This is a genomic window from Vibrio mediterranei, from assembly GCF_013364395.1.
GTDB classification, from domain to species: Bacteria; Pseudomonadota; Gammaproteobacteria; order Enterobacterales; family Vibrionaceae; genus Vibrio; species Vibrio mediterranei.
The window spans coordinates 541,884-558,772 of sequence record NZ_JABXGK010000001.1 but is presented as its reverse complement, the minus strand read 5'-3'; the positions used below and the strand labels follow the sequence as shown (position 1 = coordinate 558,772).

The 16,889-nt window shown below is 44.8% G+C and carries 12 protein-coding genes; 5 read left to right on the top strand and 7 right to left on the bottom strand.

What is annotated here, in order from left to right:
- Positions 1–29: 29 nt before the first annotated feature.
- From chrA to HOP38_RS02765, 3 genes are all read left to right on the top strand, one after another.
- Positions 30–1,187 carry a chromate efflux transporter gene (gene chrA / locus HOP38_RS02775; protein ID WP_198558242.1) on the top strand — a complete coding sequence of 386 codons (1,158 nt, stop codon included), beginning with the start codon at positions 30–32 and terminating at the stop codon, positions 1,185–1,187.
- A 170-nt stretch (positions 1,188–1,357) separates the two neighbouring features.
- Positions 1,358–2,491 carry an HD domain-containing phosphohydrolase gene (locus HOP38_RS02770; protein ID WP_198557382.1) on the top strand — a complete coding sequence of 378 codons (1,134 nt, stop codon included), beginning with the start codon at positions 1,358–1,360 and terminating at the stop codon, positions 2,489–2,491.
- A 204-nt stretch (positions 2,492–2,695) separates the two neighbouring features.
- Positions 2,696–4,381, top strand: a complete 1,686-nt coding sequence (locus HOP38_RS02765; RefSeq protein ID WP_198557381.1) for an AMP-binding protein — start codon at positions 2,696–2,698, stop codon at positions 4,379–4,381.
- Between the two features lie 41 nt (positions 4,382–4,422).
- Here HOP38_RS02765 and HOP38_RS02760 read toward each other — a convergent pair whose 3' ends face one another.
- Positions 4,423–4,638, bottom strand: a complete 216-nt coding sequence (locus tag HOP38_RS02760) for a DUF1127 domain-containing protein (RefSeq protein WP_198557380.1) — start codon at positions 4,636–4,638, stop codon at positions 4,423–4,425.
- A gap of 91 nt (positions 4,639–4,729) precedes the next feature.
- On the opposite strand from HOP38_RS02760, the gene HOP38_RS02755 reads away from it, so the two are divergent.
- Positions 4,730–5,671, top strand: a complete 942-nt coding sequence (locus HOP38_RS02755) for a LysR substrate-binding domain-containing protein (protein WP_006071963.1) — start codon at positions 4,730–4,732, stop codon at positions 5,669–5,671.
- A 55-nt stretch (positions 5,672–5,726) separates the two neighbouring features.
- Here HOP38_RS02755 and fusA read toward each other — a convergent pair whose 3' ends face one another.
- Positions 5,727–7,808: an elongation factor G gene (gene fusA, locus HOP38_RS02750; RefSeq protein WP_006071965.1), complete on the bottom strand. Its 2,082-nt coding sequence runs from the start codon at positions 7,806–7,808 to the stop codon at positions 5,727–5,729.
- Positions 7,809–8,101: 293 nt separating this feature from the next.
- Positions 8,102–9,481, bottom strand: coding sequence for a DNA repair protein RadA (gene radA / locus HOP38_RS02745; protein ID WP_006071967.1), 1,380 nt, complete (start codon positions 9,479–9,481; stop codon positions 8,102–8,104).
- A 300-nt stretch (positions 9,482–9,781) separates the two neighbouring features.
- On the opposite strand from radA, the gene HOP38_RS02740 reads away from it, so the two are divergent.
- On the top strand, positions 9,782–11,035 hold the full coding sequence (locus HOP38_RS02740) for a tyrosine-type recombinase/integrase (protein ID WP_198557379.1): 1,254 nt from the start codon (positions 9,782–9,784) through the stop codon (positions 11,033–11,035).
- Between the two features lie 130 nt (positions 11,036–11,165).
- Here the strand turns inward: HOP38_RS02740 and HOP38_RS02735 are convergent, their stop codons facing one another.
- Genes HOP38_RS02735 through HOP38_RS02720 form a run of 4 tightly spaced genes read right to left on the bottom strand, consistent with a single transcriptional unit; the run spans position 11,166 to position 16,802 of the window.
- Positions 11,166–13,166, bottom strand: coding sequence for a hypothetical protein (locus HOP38_RS02735; RefSeq protein ID WP_198557378.1), 2,001 nt, complete (start codon positions 13,164–13,166; stop codon positions 11,166–11,168).
- Positions 13,166–14,281, bottom strand: a complete 1,116-nt coding sequence (locus HOP38_RS02730) for a hypothetical protein (RefSeq protein ID WP_198557377.1) — start codon at positions 14,279–14,281, stop codon at positions 13,166–13,168. Before HOP38_RS02730 ends, HOP38_RS02735 begins: the two co-directional genes overlap by 1 nt.
- Positions 14,278–15,567, bottom strand: coding sequence for a hypothetical protein (locus HOP38_RS02725; protein ID WP_198557376.1), 1,290 nt, complete (start codon positions 15,565–15,567; stop codon positions 14,278–14,280). The genes HOP38_RS02730 and HOP38_RS02725 overlap by 4 nt, the downstream gene beginning before the upstream one ends.
- Before the next feature lie 8 nt (positions 15,568–15,575).
- The gene (locus HOP38_RS02720; RefSeq protein WP_198557375.1) at positions 15,576–16,802 is read right to left on the bottom strand and encodes a hypothetical protein; all 1,227 of its coding nucleotides are present in this window, start codon (positions 16,800–16,802) and stop codon (positions 15,576–15,578) included.
- Positions 16,803–16,889: the final 87 nt, after the last annotated feature.

Genomic DNA, 16,889 nt, shown 5'->3' with positions numbered 1-16,889 from the left:
CAAACAACCACTCAAACAGCAATGAGTCATTGTTTGCTATATTTAAGATCTTTTTCGCTCTAGGATGGGTCAGCTTTGGTGGTCCCGCAGCTCATATAGGTTATTTCCGCAATACCTTTGTTGAGAAACTCAATTGGCTAAGCGATGAAGAGTACGCTCAAATTGTTGCTTTAAGCCAATTTCTACCGGGCCCAGGTTCAAGCCAAGTCGGTTTTGCTGTCGGTTATCAACGCGCAGGCATTGGCGGTGGTATCATGGCATTTCTTGGCTTCACACTGCCATCAGTAATCCTCATGCTTGCCCTTGCAGTCTTGAGCAGTCAGCTCACTGAATCCAGTTACTTTCAGAATGTGGTGCACGGTCTGAAACTTCTCGCCGTGTTAGTAGTCGCTGACGCCACTTGGGGTATGTATAAGAATTTCTGCAAATCTAAACTCACTGTTTCTATTTGTATCGCTACTGCCATTACACTGCTTTTGTTCCAAAGTATTGTAGCGCAAATTCTGGTTTTAGTTGTAGCTGCTCTTCTAGGCGTCCGATATCTCGCAAATACAGAAATCGTAAATACCTCCAGTAAACTGTCTTTCTCTGTATTGCCATTAGTCAGCTTCGTCGTACTTCTTATCGCCCTACCATTTATAGGTCAATGGTCGTCATCGATAGCACTTTTCTCCGATTTCTACCAAGCAGGCAGTTTGGTATTTGGTGGCGGTCACGTAGTTCTTCCTCTGTTACAAAATATTGTGGGCGATCAATTAACGCAAGACGCTTTCTTGACGGGTTATGCCGCAGCGCAGGCAGTGCCAGGGCCAATGTTCACTTTTGCTACTTACATCGGTTATGAGCTAATGCCCTCGGCACCAATAAGGGGAGCGATTGTTGCAACACTTGGTGTATTTGTTCCTGGCTTTTTGCTCCTTATCGGCGTGTTAAAAAACTGGCAGCAGCTCGCTAAAATACCGGCGATTTCTGGTGCATTGGTGGGCGTAAACGCCGCCGTAGTTGGTTTGTTATTGTCTGCCCTCTACCAGCCTGTCTTTGTTAGCGCTGTTTTTGGTGCAATGGATCTTGCTTGGGTGCTTTTAGGTGCACTCCTTATGAAGCAGTTTAAACTGCCTATCGTTTGGATGGTGGTGTTCTTTGCTTTTGCAGGGTTACTATCACCAGCCGTGGTAAGTTTAATCTAAATCAATTATCACTCTGATTTTAGGTAATATTTCTCGTCAGATTTTCAGCTTAGTCATACACTAATTAATGAGGGGATTTCCCCTCATTGCTGTTTCAATTCAATAAAAGGGTTTTATATCGACAAGCAGTGATTAGGTGCTAAAACACCTACACAAACAGGGGGTGAGTTATGAGAAAGGACTGCTCTATTGGGAGCCATCATCGGAGTTCGAGCCGAGGCTCTATTAATGATGAATTAAAACGTGCCCATCATGCTATTAGCCTTCATGCTCCCGAAATCGTTAGAATCTCTGTCGCGCTCTTCGATGCCCAGCATGCTAGGTTGAGTACATTTGCACATAGTACATTACAAGGAGAGCCCCTGCTTCGATACAGTGCTCCTATTAGCGCTAACTCCGCGCTTGGGCAACTGGCCTGCAAGCATAAACATCGCGTCATTAATGACCTTTCATCAACCATTACCAACTCATCGCAACACTCGCGTTGGTTGTTACAACAGCCTTATGCGGCCTCATTAACCTTACCCGTCCTCAACGATGGTCACTTTACTGGGTTACTATTTTTAGATGCAAACCAACCTCAGTTTTTCGACAATACTACGGTTGAACAATTAACCTCTTGTACCAATGAGCTCGCTAAAGCGGTCAACGAACAGCGCAGCTACGTCAATGCTATGGCTGATATGGGCTATACCGTTCGTAGTACCAATTTCGAACATCTAGATGAGAGCCTCGATCATGCTTACCGAGTCGGTCAGTACGCAAGGCTCATTGCGCTGCAAGTGGCTGAACTGTATCAACTCGATGATGAAACCATCGACTATATCGTGCACTTTGCAGAGTTACACGACATAGGTAAGTACTCTTCATTGAGTTCGAAGCAGAGCTCTCCGTGGCAAGAAATGTGGCATAGCAATGTCGCAATGCAAGGACAAATTCAACAAGGGCTGAACTTAGTCAACCAGCTCGCAAAACAGATCCACGATCGGCAGCCAACCAGCATGACACTGTTAACAGATATCATCCAATATCATCATGAATATTTAGATGGTTCAGGTGCCCCAAACGGACTAAGTCATGCCGAAATTCCTATTGCTGCTCGTATTGTTACCGTTGCTAACATTTTTGATGCCCTAACCAGTCACCGTCATTACAGTGAATCTTGGTCCTTGATCCATGCATTATTGGAACTAGAAAAGATGGTCGCACTCGGCAAGATTGATAGCAATTGTGTGCACGCATTGCGCTGCCAGCAAGACGCAATCAAGCTTGTTATGTATTCCACACATATTCCTTGGCATTAAAATCTTATTGGACAATCTAAATCCTTATATTCCACTTAACTCACATTATTGGAGCTTTTGCTCCAATAATGTGCTTGAGCCCACAATAATCCGTCATTAGCATCTTGCGGTACTTACCCATTGTGACTAGTATTGTAATGTTAACAACACATTAACATTACAATAACTATAAATTATCGTTCTACACGAAAACGGAGTTCAGGAATGATACTGCCTAATGAAAGCACTCTCTCAAGTTGTACCCTACCGCCGCCCAACGAGATGATCCTAAAGTGGGCGCAAGAAAGACCGAATGAAGTTTACTTAAAACAAATTATCAATCGTGAGTTCGTCGAATTCACTTATGCTGACGTAGCAGATAAAGCATTACGTCTTGTTTCTGCTCTTCGTGGTCTTGGCATACAGCCAGGCGAAAAGGTCGCGCTCATTTCCAAAAACTGCGCAGAGTGGTTTATTTGCGACTTAGCGATGATGCTTGGCGACTACATCAGTGTACCAATTTTCCCAACCGCTGGTGCCGATACCATTGAATACTGTCTAACACACAGTGAAAGTAAGGTGTTGATTGCAGGTAAACTTGATGATGCTAAAGCCACCACCTCTGTCATTGAGTCTCTTGGTGATCTAATCACGATTTCCCTGCCTTACGATACCGCGCCAGATTGCCAGCACACATTTAATCAATTGATCGCTGATAGCAAGCCAAGTGAAGAGCGCCCTGTTCACTATGACGACAAGCTAATGTCATTGGTTTATACCTCAGGTACCTCGGGGCTACCAAAGGGTGCCATGTTGACCTATGGCGCATTTAGCTGGTCGGTACAAAGACTTATCGACCATATTGGCATTGAACCCAACGATCGTCTGTTCTCTTATTTACCGCTAGCTCATATTACTGAGCGAGTGTACATCTTTGGTTCATCAGTAGTAGGAGGCGTGCAGACTGCATTCCCAGAGTCACTAGACACCTTTATCGAAGATGTGAAGATGCAGCGTCCAACACTGTTTATTTCAGTGCCGCGACTATGGACTCTGTTCCAGCAGCGTATTCAAGATAAGCTGCCACAGAAGAAACTCAACATTCTACTTAAGATACCGTTTGTCAATTCATTGATTAAGAAGAAGTTGGCAGACGGCTTAGGACTTGACCAAGCACGAGTACTTGGTTGTGGTTCCGCTCCAGTGCCTCCAGCTCTATTAGATTGGTATCACAGCGTCGGGCTGAATATTACTGAAGCCTGGGGCATGACCGAATCTTTCGCTTACAGTACCATTAACTACCCATTTAGGGCCGACAAAATAGGTACTGTTGGTAACGCAGGCCCAGGTATTGAGCTTAAGATTGCTGAGGATGATGAAATCATGGTTCGAGGACAAGGTCTCTTCTCGGGCTACTACAAAAATGACATTGCGACTCAAGAAGCATTTGATAGCGAAGGATGGTTACATACTGGCGATATCGGCGCTATTGATGACGAAGGTTATCTAAACATTCAGGGTCGTAAGAAAGACACCTTCAAAACGGCTAAAGGTAAGTTTGTCGCACCTGTACCTATTGAGAAAAAGCTGGCGGAATACAGTCGTGTCGAAATGATGTGTTTAATCGGTTTAGGCTTACCAGCTCCAATCTTACTCGTTGTGCCTCACGACTTCCCTAACTTTGACAAAGCACGCTACGCACGTACCGCTGAGCGTGTCGTTAAGCGCATGAATCAAGAACTTGAGTCTCATGAGCAAATCAAAGGTGTATTAATGGTTAAGGAACCATGGAGTATTGAGAACGGGTTACTGACACCAACACTGAAAATCAAACGCCATTTGCTTGAACAGAAGTATCATGAAGTCGGCCATAGCTGGCCTAAAGATAAGCTGGTCGTTTGGGAAGAGTAACACCCATGCATACTAGATAAAGGCGACGTTAGTCGCCTTTTTTATTTGTATTGCCAAAATGGTCTTCGACTTTCTCGATTGGCCTGTTCTCTAGTCACTCCAATGTCTTCTAACAAATGAGCTGGCATTTCCGACAACACTTTTCTAGTACGTTGATTCTGACGCCATTGCCTGACGTAAGTTAAGATTAACTTAGTCAACAAACCTTTCACCGCTCTATCTTGTACATATTGATCGGAGTTGATTGTTTTATCCATTGCCTATCCTCCTCTGTTTTGTATAATTTTTATGCAAAACATCAATATGTGACAAACGATCTATTTTGACTTTGAGTTAAGGAAAACTTAAGTGAAAGAAAAGCTGCCTCCCCTTCAAGGACTTTACTATTTCTATAAAGCGGCTGAACTAGGCAGCTTTAAAGTGGCCGCCAATCGTCTGTTTGTTTCAGCGGCTGCGGTAAGTCAACAAATTCGACAGTTGGAAGAGAGCCTAGGTTGTCATTTGTTTTATCGGCAGCACAGGAAAGTGTTATTAACGCCAGAGGGCCAACAACTATATAGAGAACTTGCTAAGGGCTTTGAACATATATTCACCGGAGTTCAGAGTGTCAACCAAGATCCTAACCCCAATCGTTTGTCCATCTCGACATTGCCATCATTTGCTCAGCACTGGTTGGTGCCGAGAATACAAAGCTTTCGTCAGCAAAACCCTGATATTGCGCTTTTGATCGAGCCTAATAACCAATTGGTCTCTTTTCAGGATCAATCCGTTGATATTTGTCTACGTTATGGTGAAGGTATCTATGAGGGCGTGCAAAGCCACTTACTCATGGAAGATATTATCTACCCTGTGTGCCACCCGCTGTATCAACAGCAACACCAGATTTATGATGTTCAAGATTTGCATCGAGCCGACCTGATTGAAGATACTTGGCCGGATATGGATTGGAACTTGTGGCTACAACATGTCGGTGCGCCTGTAGGCAATCGAACGCTACAATATAACGGCTCGCACTTCGTTGTCGAAGGCGCACTGTCTGTTCAAGGCGTTGGGCTTATCAAACACAGCCTAGCCTATCGCTACATTAAAGAAGGAACCCTAGTGCGAATCGGCAATTACGCACTCAAGCCTAAGTTTGCCTATTACCTATGTGCTCCAGAGCATTACTTCAATCGACCTAAACTCAAAATCTTTATTCAATGGCTACAGCAAGAAGTTGCTGACTTTAAGCAGTGCGATATGTCTCATTTAGATATTATCGACACCGACTATGTACTCAGGCCGTTATAAAGGCAATAAAAAACCCGCCATAAGGCGGGTTTTATCAGTCAAAGGAAAAGACGAATTACTTCTTCTCTTCTTTTGCTTTAGCAATAACTTCTTCAGCAACGTTTGCTGGACAAGCGCTGTAGTGTGAGAACTCCATAGAGAACTGACCACGACCAGAAGTGATTGTACGTAGGTGACCGATGTAGCCGAACATCTCAGATAGAGGAACGTCAGCTTTAATACGAACACCAGTAGCACCAGCTTGTTGGTCTTTGATCATACCACGACGACGGTTAAGGTCACCGATTACATCACCAACGTTGTCTTCTGGAGAGAACACGTCAACGTGCATGATTGGCTCTAGAAGTTGAGCACCAGCTTTTGGCATAGATTGACGGAATGCACCTTTCGCTGCGATTTCGAATGCGATTGCAGACGAGTCAACAGCGTGGAAACCACCGTCGTATAGTTCAACTTCAACGTCTAGCGTTGGGAAGCCAGCTAGAACACCAGTTTCCATCATAGATGCGAAACCTTTCTCAACTGCAGGCCAGAATTCTTTAGGTACGTTACCACCAACAACTGTTGAAGAGAACGTGAAGCCAGAGTTTGGCTCACCTGGTTTGATACGGTAGTCAATCTTACCGAACTGACCAGAACCACCAGACTGTTTCTTGTGCGTGTAGCTATCTTCAACTGCTTGAGTGATAGTTTCACGGTAAGCAACCTGTGGTTGACCTACTTCAAGCTCAACGCCGTAAGTACGCTTCAGGATGTCTACTTTGATGTCTAGGTGAAGTTCACCCATACCTTTCAGGATAGTTTCACCTGAATCTTCGTCAGTCTCAACCTGGAATGATGGATCTTCTGCAACCATCTTACCGATCGCGATACCCATTTTCTCTGTAGAACCTTTGTCCTTAGGAGAAACAGCAATAGAGATTACTGGTTCAGGGAAGATCATTGGCTCAAGAGTACACTCGTGCTTAGGATCACATAGAGTGTGACCAGTTTGAACGTTCTTCATACCAACAACAGCGATGATGTCACCAGCTTGTGCAGTAGTTAGTTCGTTACGCTCATCTGCTTGCATCTCAACCATACGGCCGATACGCTCAGTTTTACCAGTTGCAGAGTTAAGGATTGTGTCACCCTTGTTCATTACACCTGAGTAGATACGGATAAACGTTAGAGCACCGAAACGGTCGTCCATGATCTTAAATGCTAGAGCACGTAGTGGCTCATCAGCAGATACAGTTGCAACTTCGCCAGTTGGTTCACCAGTTTCTGGATCAGTTAGAGGCTGAGGATCTACTTCAGTTGGAGATGGTAGGTAGTCAACAACTGCGTCAAGAACTAGCTGAACACCCTTGTTCTTAAATGCAGAACCACAGAATGTTGGGAAGAATGCTAGGTCACGAGTACCTTTACGGATACAACGCTTGATGTCTTCGATTGAAGGCTCTTCACCTTCCATGTACGCTTCCATTAGGTCATCGTCTTGCTCAACAGCAGTTTCGATAAGCTCTTCACGGTAAGCTTCAACGTCATCAACCATGTCAGCTGGAACGTCTTTAACTTCGTAGTTTTCTGGAAGACCAGAGTCATCCCATACGTATGCTTTACGGCTTAGTAGGTCTACAACACCAACGAAGTCGTCTTCACGACCGATTGGAAGAACCATTACTAGTGGGTTTGCAGCAAGAACGTTCTTAACTTGATCAACTACGTTGAAGAAGTCTGCACCCATACGGTCAAGTTTGTTAACGAAGATGATACGAGATACTTCTGATTCGTTCGCATAGCGCCAGTTAGTTTCTGACTGAGGCTCAACACCACCAGAACCACAGAATACACCGATACCACCATCTAGTACTTTCAGAGAACGATATACTTCAACTGTAAAGTCAACGTGTCCAGGAGTATCGATAACGTTTAGACGGTGATCGTTCCAGAAACAGCTAACTGCCGCTGATTGGATAGTAATACCACGCTCAGCTTCCTGCTCCATGAAGTCAGTAGTTGATTCACCATCATGAACTTCACCAGTCTTATGGATTTGGCCAGTCAGTTTTAGGATACGCTCAGTTGTTGTGGTTTTACCCGCATCAACGTGCGCGAAAATACCAATATTTCTGTATTTTGATAAATCAGTCATCGTTTTACTCTGTTAATAGGATATAAAATGCGCGCAGAGTATATCACAATCTGTCAAGACGGATAGCTTTGCGTGCATTCGTATTAAAAAAAAGTTATGCCTTCGCGGCGTATTAAGGTGCCAAATAGAGCAAAACTGCCTCTAAATGCTTGTTACACCTAGCTTCATCCGTGTTGGCTACTGTTGTTAGTTCGCAGTTAATTTTAGCTGCTCTTCGTGATTTTTCGATGTCATTTCGTAAAATCATACATTTTGTTGGCGACATTCTACCTAATTTTTCACAAAAACCATCATTAAAGTTCATCGAAAGCAGAAATCGCTTCAGATAGCTTCTTAACTCCGTGGATTTGCATACCTTCAATACCGCCTTTTGGCATATTTGCCGCTGGTACAATGGCTTTTTTGAAACCGTGCTTAAACGCTTCCATTAATCGCTCTTGACCACTTGGAACCGGACGAATTTCACCCGCCAGCCCAACTTCACCAAACACGACGACATCTTTAGGTAGTGGACGGTCTCTAAAGCTTGAAAGCAAGGCCATCACCAAGGCAAGGTCAGCACTGGTTTCGGTCACTTTGACACCACCAACCACATTCACAAATACATCTTGATCAGCCATTTGCAGACCGCCATGTTTATGCAAAACAGCAAGCAATAAAGACAAGCGATTTTGCTCTAAGCCAACTGCAACTCGGCGTGGGTTTGCTAGCTGGCTATAATCAACCAGTGCTTGAATCTCAACCAATAGTGGACGCGTACCTTCCCACACCACCATAACCGAGCTGCCTGACGTTTCTTCTTCACCACGAGAGAGGAAAATCGCCGAAGGGTTACTCACTTCCTTCAAACCTTGTCCCGTCATGGCGAATACGCCTAGCTCATTGACCGCACCAAAACGGTTTTTGTGGCTACGTAACGTTCTAAATCGGCTGTCCGTTCCACCGTCGAGCAACACCGAACAGTCAATAATATGTTCAAGAACCTTAGGACCTGCCAACGTTCCATCTTTAGTCACGTGACCAACAATGAAGATAGCAACGTTATTCTGTTTAGCATATCGAGTTAATGCGGTTGCCGACTCTCTTACCTGAGCCACACTGCCTGGCGACGATTGAACATCAGCCACATGCATAACTTGGATGGAGTCAATAACCATCAGCTTCGGTTGTTCCTTCTCTGCCACTTGGCAAATACGATCAACGTTGGTTTCAGACAGCATTTTTAGGTGCTCTTTTGGCAAACCTAAACGAGATGCTCGCATGGCAACCTGCTGCAAGGATTCTTCACCCGTTACGTAAAGGGTTGGCATTTGCGACGATAGCCAGCACATTGCTTGTAAAAGCAGTGTCGATTTACCTGCCCCTGGGTTACCACCAATGAGGATAGCTGCCCCAGGGACCACCCCGCCACCAAGTACACGGTCAAGTTCTTTAAAACCACTGGTAAATCGAGGGACCTCTTGTAAGTCAATCTCAGATAAGGTTTGGACGCTAGATTCCGTGGAACTGCCTGCGTAACCGGTCAAGCGTTCATTACGAGCGACTTGAGGTGATGCCGCTAAACGAACCTCACTGATGGTGTTCCAACTACCACATGCATTACATTGCCCCTGCCAACGAGGGAAGTCAGCCCCACAGTCATTACATACATAAGCTCTTTTCGCTTTTGCCATTTTTAACTCAACCCGTCACGATAATTACTCAAACAAATGCAATCCATTGCACCTTTTATTGAGAAATGTATTAATTTTCGAAAATGTTCGGCGATAAAATTTGTCAAGAATCGACAAGAATCTAAAAATAGATCCGATAATTACCTTATGAATATCTCGTCATCAATAAACAAACATACCAAAATGCATTAATTCAATACTATTCAGATACTTGAGATATCTAGTATAATACAGAATTGTAAAATATCATAATTAGGTATAACCTTTGGTGTATAAATTTTTGTATAAAGACTACCTAGTATGCTCAGTGATTCCACCTTAAAAAAACTCCATCGAAAGCCACAGAGCAAACAGCTCACTCTCACCGACCGAGATGGCTTGTATTGCCGAATATCAAAAACTGGAAGCGTTAGCTTTTTTATGCGCTATCAATTCGACGGTAAAGCAGATGCGGTAACATTAGGTCGCTACCCCAGTATGTCTCTAAAAAACGCAAGGGATAAGAACATCGAGCTTCGTGCTGCATTAGAGCAAGGTATCAACCCTAAGGTAAAAAAGAAGATCGATGTTGAGCAAAACACATACGCATTAACGCTCAATGAATTAGTTGATCTCTGGTACGAAAAAGAAGCAAAAGCCACCTTTAAAGTGCACGAGAATGTTTATGCGCAATTCAAAAACCACCTACTGCCATTACTTGGCAGCATTCCCGCTAAAGATATTACCACGCCAATGTTTTTTGATGCATTCGAATCAATAAGAGACAAATCACCAACCGTCATACTTAGCCTATTACCAAACGCCAGAAATGCTTATGCGTTAGCAGTGCGACGGAGATTACTAGAAAATAACCCACTCGTTGGCATCACCGCGAAGCGTGACTTTCAAGTACGCCCTGGAGAAACAAAGCGCGTGCTTAATGATGAGGAACTGATCTTGCTTCTCACTTACCTTGATCAAACTCAGAAACAACATTACAAGAAAAACACGCTTATTTTCTTAGGTCTGTTTTTTGGCTGTAGAATGAGTGAACTGAGGCTAGCTGAGAAAAAGCACTTCGACTTTTTTAAGATGATCTGGACTGTTCCACCTAAAAACCACAAAACAGGAAAGCAAACAAAATCGCCACTCATGAGACCAATTATTCCAGAGGTGAGAGAAAAAATAGAATTTTTGATGGGCGTGTCTAATAGCAAAAAATATCTAGTAACTAGTCAGCGCGGTGTGGAACCACCAGTACAATCATTCTGGGGAGATTGGCCTGAACAAATTAACAAATGGCTAGTTTTGAATGACTATCCTGAAATTAGTCACTGGTCCATTCATGACTTGCGCCGAACTATGCGCACAAATATATCTAAGTTTACCGATCCGCATATCGGCGAAGTAATGATTGGACACTCTCTAAAGGGTACCTGGCGAATCTATGACAGAGAAAACTATCTAGATGAACAAAAAGACGCCTATGCTAAATGGTTCAAAAAACTCGATAGACTAAAGCGAGGCGAAACCAATGTAACACCACTAAACACTTTTAGCGCAGCTCAAGATTAAGCATTTAAAAATACAAATTTCAATCTGTTGTGCAGAAAAAGCGCCTATGCAGAGTGGGTACCACATAGGCGCAACTATCTATACTCGATACAACGCTACAACGGGCTAACCGGTATGCCCGAAAACACCGCTATCTCTCTCTATAGTTGGGATTTAACGTAACCGCTCCTTTATATAGTGGATCATCGTCTAGCGCATTTGGGGCCATTCTAGCGCCGCGTTTAAGCATAAACTCAAGCCCGCTTAAGCCAGTATTGCCCGCTTTCCCTAAAGCTCTGGCAACAACACCCGGCGAGGCGTTATCACCTAGAATTCTGTTTATTTGTTCCGGGCTTTGTGGCGTAAACAGCTTTTCACCCAATGCGGCCCTAAATTCCGGGCGACTATCTAAACTAAACAGATCCGCCGCTGCGGTGCTAAAGTTTGCCCCTTCCTCTAGGTTTTCTTTTGCTACGGTTCTCTGTGCCGTCTGTGAGCCTTGATAAAGATTCCGCAACGTGCCGGTTAGTTCTTTCTCAATCATTAATTTATCTATGAGATCTTGCGCCTCTGCGGGATCATCAAATAAAAGTGATAAGCGGTTTTGCATTTCTTTGGACCGGGTTAACCTATGGCCCGCGTTTGCATTCTCAACTAGTTTATTAAGCTCTTTTTCTACCGCTTTCACCGCTCCTAGCCTGAATTCGTCGCGCTCCGCTTCTGTTAGATTGCTGAATGTATCGGAAAGTTTATCAATGTCTGTTTTCAAGAATTGTTTACCTTCCTCGCCCGCATCTAGCAAGCCGGTACTTTCCGACCAAATAGATCGCGCCTTTGCGTAAGCTGGATATTGTTGGTCAATCTCTCCAACAATTTGCTTTTTGATGTTGGTCAATTGCCTAACTGAATTATTGCGGCCCTGCCTATGAGCTACGCCGATATCGTCATCTAATGCGCGTTTTACGTAGTCCCAAAAAACAACGGGCTGCGTTGGGCTTTCTAAATCAATATTTATCATATCGTTTTTAGCCATTTTTACCGCTTCGTTGGCTGCATCTTCAAACGCCGGTGTATTCATTGTCGAGGATAGTCCCTCGCTAAGTTGCACCGGTTCATTTTTAACCGCGTCATAATATGGTTTTGCCTGTTCAGAGCGAATCTTGTTAATCGCTTTTACATTGGCATTGTATGCGGCCCCGCTTTTCCCTGTGCTGTCGTGGATTAGTTCACGAATACGATCACCCGCTTGCGCTTGTCTTTGCTCAAATGCTGACGCATACGCGGAATTTTCAGGCATAGCGGCGGCACCTTGCCCGGCACCTCTAAATGTTGGCGTGTCTGCCAGCGTAACATCTGCCCCGGTTCCCCTTAGTGCGGCTAATTCGTCCGCTATTTGATTTGCGTCTGTATCACCGGCAACGCGTCGTAAAGCGTTGTTTGCTGACGATTCAGGGGATCTAAATAGCCTATTGATAACCGGGTTAACCGTATCAGTTATTTTATTGGTTACGGTTGGAAGTACGTTTTCAGCTAGTTTTGTACCGGCGTATTCTCCAACACCGGCTAAAGCCATTCCCAAGCCCGCATTTGTTAGCGTGCTAGCTGTATCGTCTATATTGGTATTTTCCCCGGCACCAATAACGCCCCCCGTTACCACGGCTGCGGGGATACCGTTTATTAGCATCATTGGAAGCGTACCGGCAACATAACCGGCACCACTGGCTATAGGGTTAGCCGTTGATCTCTTTTCTCCCTCTGATTTCTGTATGTTTCGACGCTGCATTATGTTTTGCTTCATTTTGTCGGGCAAAGCAAACGCCGCTAAGTTTTCAACACCGTTAACAACATCCTGCACCGGCTGACGAGCGGAAGCCATAAACGCCCCGGCGCTTGTTTCCTGTCCTGCCTGTGTTGGTGGCGTGTATTCCGGTTGTTGCCCGCCATTTGTTAGATAATTAGTTACCGCGTTAATATCTTCCGTTGATTGAAGTGGATTAAAGGCGCTAGCCACATCAGAAACGTTAGCTAACATACCATTATCCGGTTGCGAGTATTCCGCAAAAACTTGCTCTAATTCTTGCTCTGTAGGTGGATGATCGCCCGTTAGTTCTAGCGTCTTTCCATCTGGACCGGTGATTCTATATTTTGGCATTATTGCACCTCAACAACGCTAAAGCGTCCAATTTTGCGCGGGCTATTACCGCCGCCATTACCGCCGCGTATCTGCTGAACTAAACGATCATTTAACGCTTGATATTCGTCTATTGTTGGCTCTCTTCCCTGTTCGGTATAGAAACGACCAATTTCACCTAGTCGCATAGAGGATAAACGCATTTGATTTAATTGATTTTGTACGAATTCTTTTGAAAGCCCGCTTTTTAAATTCCCTTCGTCGTCAAATAATGCAGAAGAAGCCGCCGAAATCTTCCCGCCCTCCGCGTTACTAAGCGAACCCATACCACGCATTTTTGTAACGTTATCCATGAAAGCGCGTGAACCCAACTGCTTGAATTTCTGCTCTGTATTTGTAGTTGTATTAAAGAAAGTAGGCAAACGACTTTCAAGACCTGTAACCGCGTCTAATTCCTTATCGCTAATAGAATTTATCGCTCTTAATGTATCTGTTGCGTTTTGATACATCGCTGTGCCCTGTGTTTTTAACTTGGTTGCATTCTTGGCGTTTTCCTTCTCGATTTGCAATTGTCCCGGCGGCTTATATCCGGGGATCGCTTGTATTTCCCCGGTTTGTTCATTGTATAGCGTACCCGCCCCGGCATTGTGCCAAGGTGCTGCCGTTTTTGGTTGGTGTGCTGCTGCATACTCTGCCTGAACTGCTTCCGCCTGCGGCCCTGTTAACTCCTGACTATTAACTAATTGACCTTGAGGATCATATTCGTTTTGAAACAATCGCCCGCCGTAATTTTCCGTTTTGAATGTGTTTTGAGGCTTGTTATTCATCTGAGAATAAACGTTATACAAATCAGGGTGATTCATGGCGGCGGCTTGCTGCTCTTGTGGATCAGGGCTAGAAATTCCGGTCATGAATTCATTAATTCTCGCCGCACTTCGATCATGGTCCCGCGCTTGCTGCAAATCATACATAGCATTGTTTTGTTCTTGCGGCGTTAAATAACCGGCCTGTAAATAGTCCGCCGGTCTTTGTCCGTATGCAGTTTGAACCGCTGAACTTATCCCCGCTAACATTTGACCAATTGAGCCTAAACTATTGTAATCCGCCGGGTTAACGGTTGGCCCTTTGCGATTCATACGTAACCCCCTTTCCATAGCATAGAGTTTTGATTTAATGATTTATAAAGATCTTCGGTCCGCTTGCCAGGATTGAATAGGTTAGCCGCTGTGCTAAATTCACCCGGTGAAAGCAAGTTATTATTTAATAACTGATTATTCCCGCTGGTAAATTCCTCTTGCTGAACTGGCGTATATGATGCAATCGAACCATAATCGGCACTCTCTACCGGTGCGAATGTCGACGCGGGGATCTGTTCCGCTATCGGCGATTGTTCGTCAGTACCTTCCAAGAAATTAGCCGCCCCCATTGAGCGCGGTTTTATTAGATTCATTGGCCTAGTTTCGGCAATCTGTGAACCTCGCCCCGTTGGACTGCCGCCAGCAAAAACCGCTCTAGGTGCATACATTTCCCTACCACCTGTTGAATGACGTTGCTCTGCCTCATAGCGATTCCTAGGCGTTTCGTTTGCTGAATGATCATATAACCCTTCCGCTATGCTGGTTCTATATTGCTGATTTGCAAAATTAGCAACAGTATTCGGCACCATACTGTAAAAGGGCGCCGCAGTTTGAACTAGAGGATTGGCAGGTGAAAGCATTGCCCCAACACCTAATACCTGCCCACCCAAAGCATACGTATCATAAGCCGGTGCATTGTGAACGTTTTGATTGTAGTAATCCCTAGCTGCTAGTTCTGCCGGAGTTGGTGGAGAGAAAAAATCATGCAAAGCATCATAAGCAGTTCCTCCTATCGTACCTATACTCCCTAAGAATGAATTCAACATCGACTCTGCATTTTCGGCATTTTCTAATCGTTGAATTTCTGATATAACGTCAGGATTTTGAGTGTGGTACCTATCCAGACCAGCGGTGTCCCGAAACAAATTATCGTTAAATGGTATTTCTGGATTTTCCACATCAAGGTGACCAAAAGCATTACCATTTAAGCCGCTAGCAAAAGGATCCGTTAAATCCGTTGTTTCTGCCAAGTTATTAAATAAACTGTCCCCAGAATTGCTGGAATGTCCACCATTAAAGCGCGGATCACTTCCCCAATTCCCGCCGCCGTGGTTCTGGCTACTCTGTGTTTCACCACGCCCCGGCGTGCTGGTTCCGTCTAGGTTATCAGTGCCCCCAAAACCAGTAGGTAGGCCGCTATTGCTGTGATCATCATCATGGCTGTTGGTATGGTGATTTCTACTACCCGGCCCGCCAGTTTTTGAGCCGCCCCCCGCGCTTGGACTGCTACTGCTATGTGATGAACTATCCGCTCCTGAGCTTTGTGCCCCTGTTCCGTCTCTCATGCCTTCACCTACTGTCTAGCCCATCGATTATTGCCCGGAATATTTCCGCCTTGCGGCACTGCTCTATTAGGATCATAAGAAGGCGCACCCGGTGCCATTGTTCGCATTCCGCTAGCTGTCCACGGCATTACCGCACCTTGGAATGTTTGCGCCGGTGGCGGTGTATCTTTGTTGTATGGCTGATTATTTGATGCTGCATAAGTGCTCTGGAATGTGTTTTGCGTTCTACCGCCGCCCCATTGACGACCACCAACAAGCGCCGCATATTTCCCGGTCATATCCCAAGGACTCATCCAGCGAGCATAATTATTATTAAGTACGTTTTGATCATTTGCTTGTGATGCGCTTCCGATATTGGCTCGACTATTCAAAATATCGCCACGCATAGCAACGCCTTGCCCGTACATGCCAACGCCACGGTTAGCCAAAGACGCAAGGTTATTAGCCGCACTCATGCGGTTATTAACGTTCTGGTTTGCTTGAGTTAACGCGTTGTTGTATGCGTTGGTGTTAATGCTCGTCGTTGCGTCTGCAATGGCATTGTTAGCACCTTCACGAATCAAACCCTGCGCAACTGCCCCACGCGTACCAGATAAACCACCACTCCCCGCTAAATTCTCGCGCGTCATTGCTGTTTGTCGGTCCGCGTTTCTGTTTACCTGGTTAGAAACGGAATTAATTTGATTGTTTATATAGGGCTGCTGGCTTTGCATAATATCGCCAATAACGCCAGAATCAACGCCGCCATTTTGAGCGATACCGTTGTAAACCCCTTCCGCGTTTCCGTAGTTACTGATCATGCCACGCCCGGTATCCGTTAAATAATTTGCCTGTGCCGGTGCCTCATTGCTGTAATAGTTTACTGCTTCTCCAAATGTTTGTTTTTGGTATGGCGTCCACGTTGCAAAGCGATCCCCTGTATAGGGTCCGTTTTGCATGTTGGCGTTTGCCATACTAAATTGATTTCTAAGCGCTAACTCTTGCGGCCCCCAAAGCGTATTTTCATAGCTTTGCTGCCCGCCTCTGGCGTTATATTGCTGACCTGACGCTAATGATAGTTCTCGTTGTTGCTGTAGATTTTGCCCAAATTGGTTTGCGGCCTGTTCTCGATCTCTTTCGTGCTGATTTGCTTGATTAATTGCGTTATATGCGCCCGCGCCAGCATTTACCAACCCGGATACCGCATCACCGTAATTACTTAAAAAATTTTTCGTACTATCCAAAAATCCAGCCATTTCTTGCCCTCGTAAACAAAAAAAGCGCAACAACACAACACATTAAAGAATGATCCTTAAAATGTTGGGTTATTGCGCTTTGCAGTC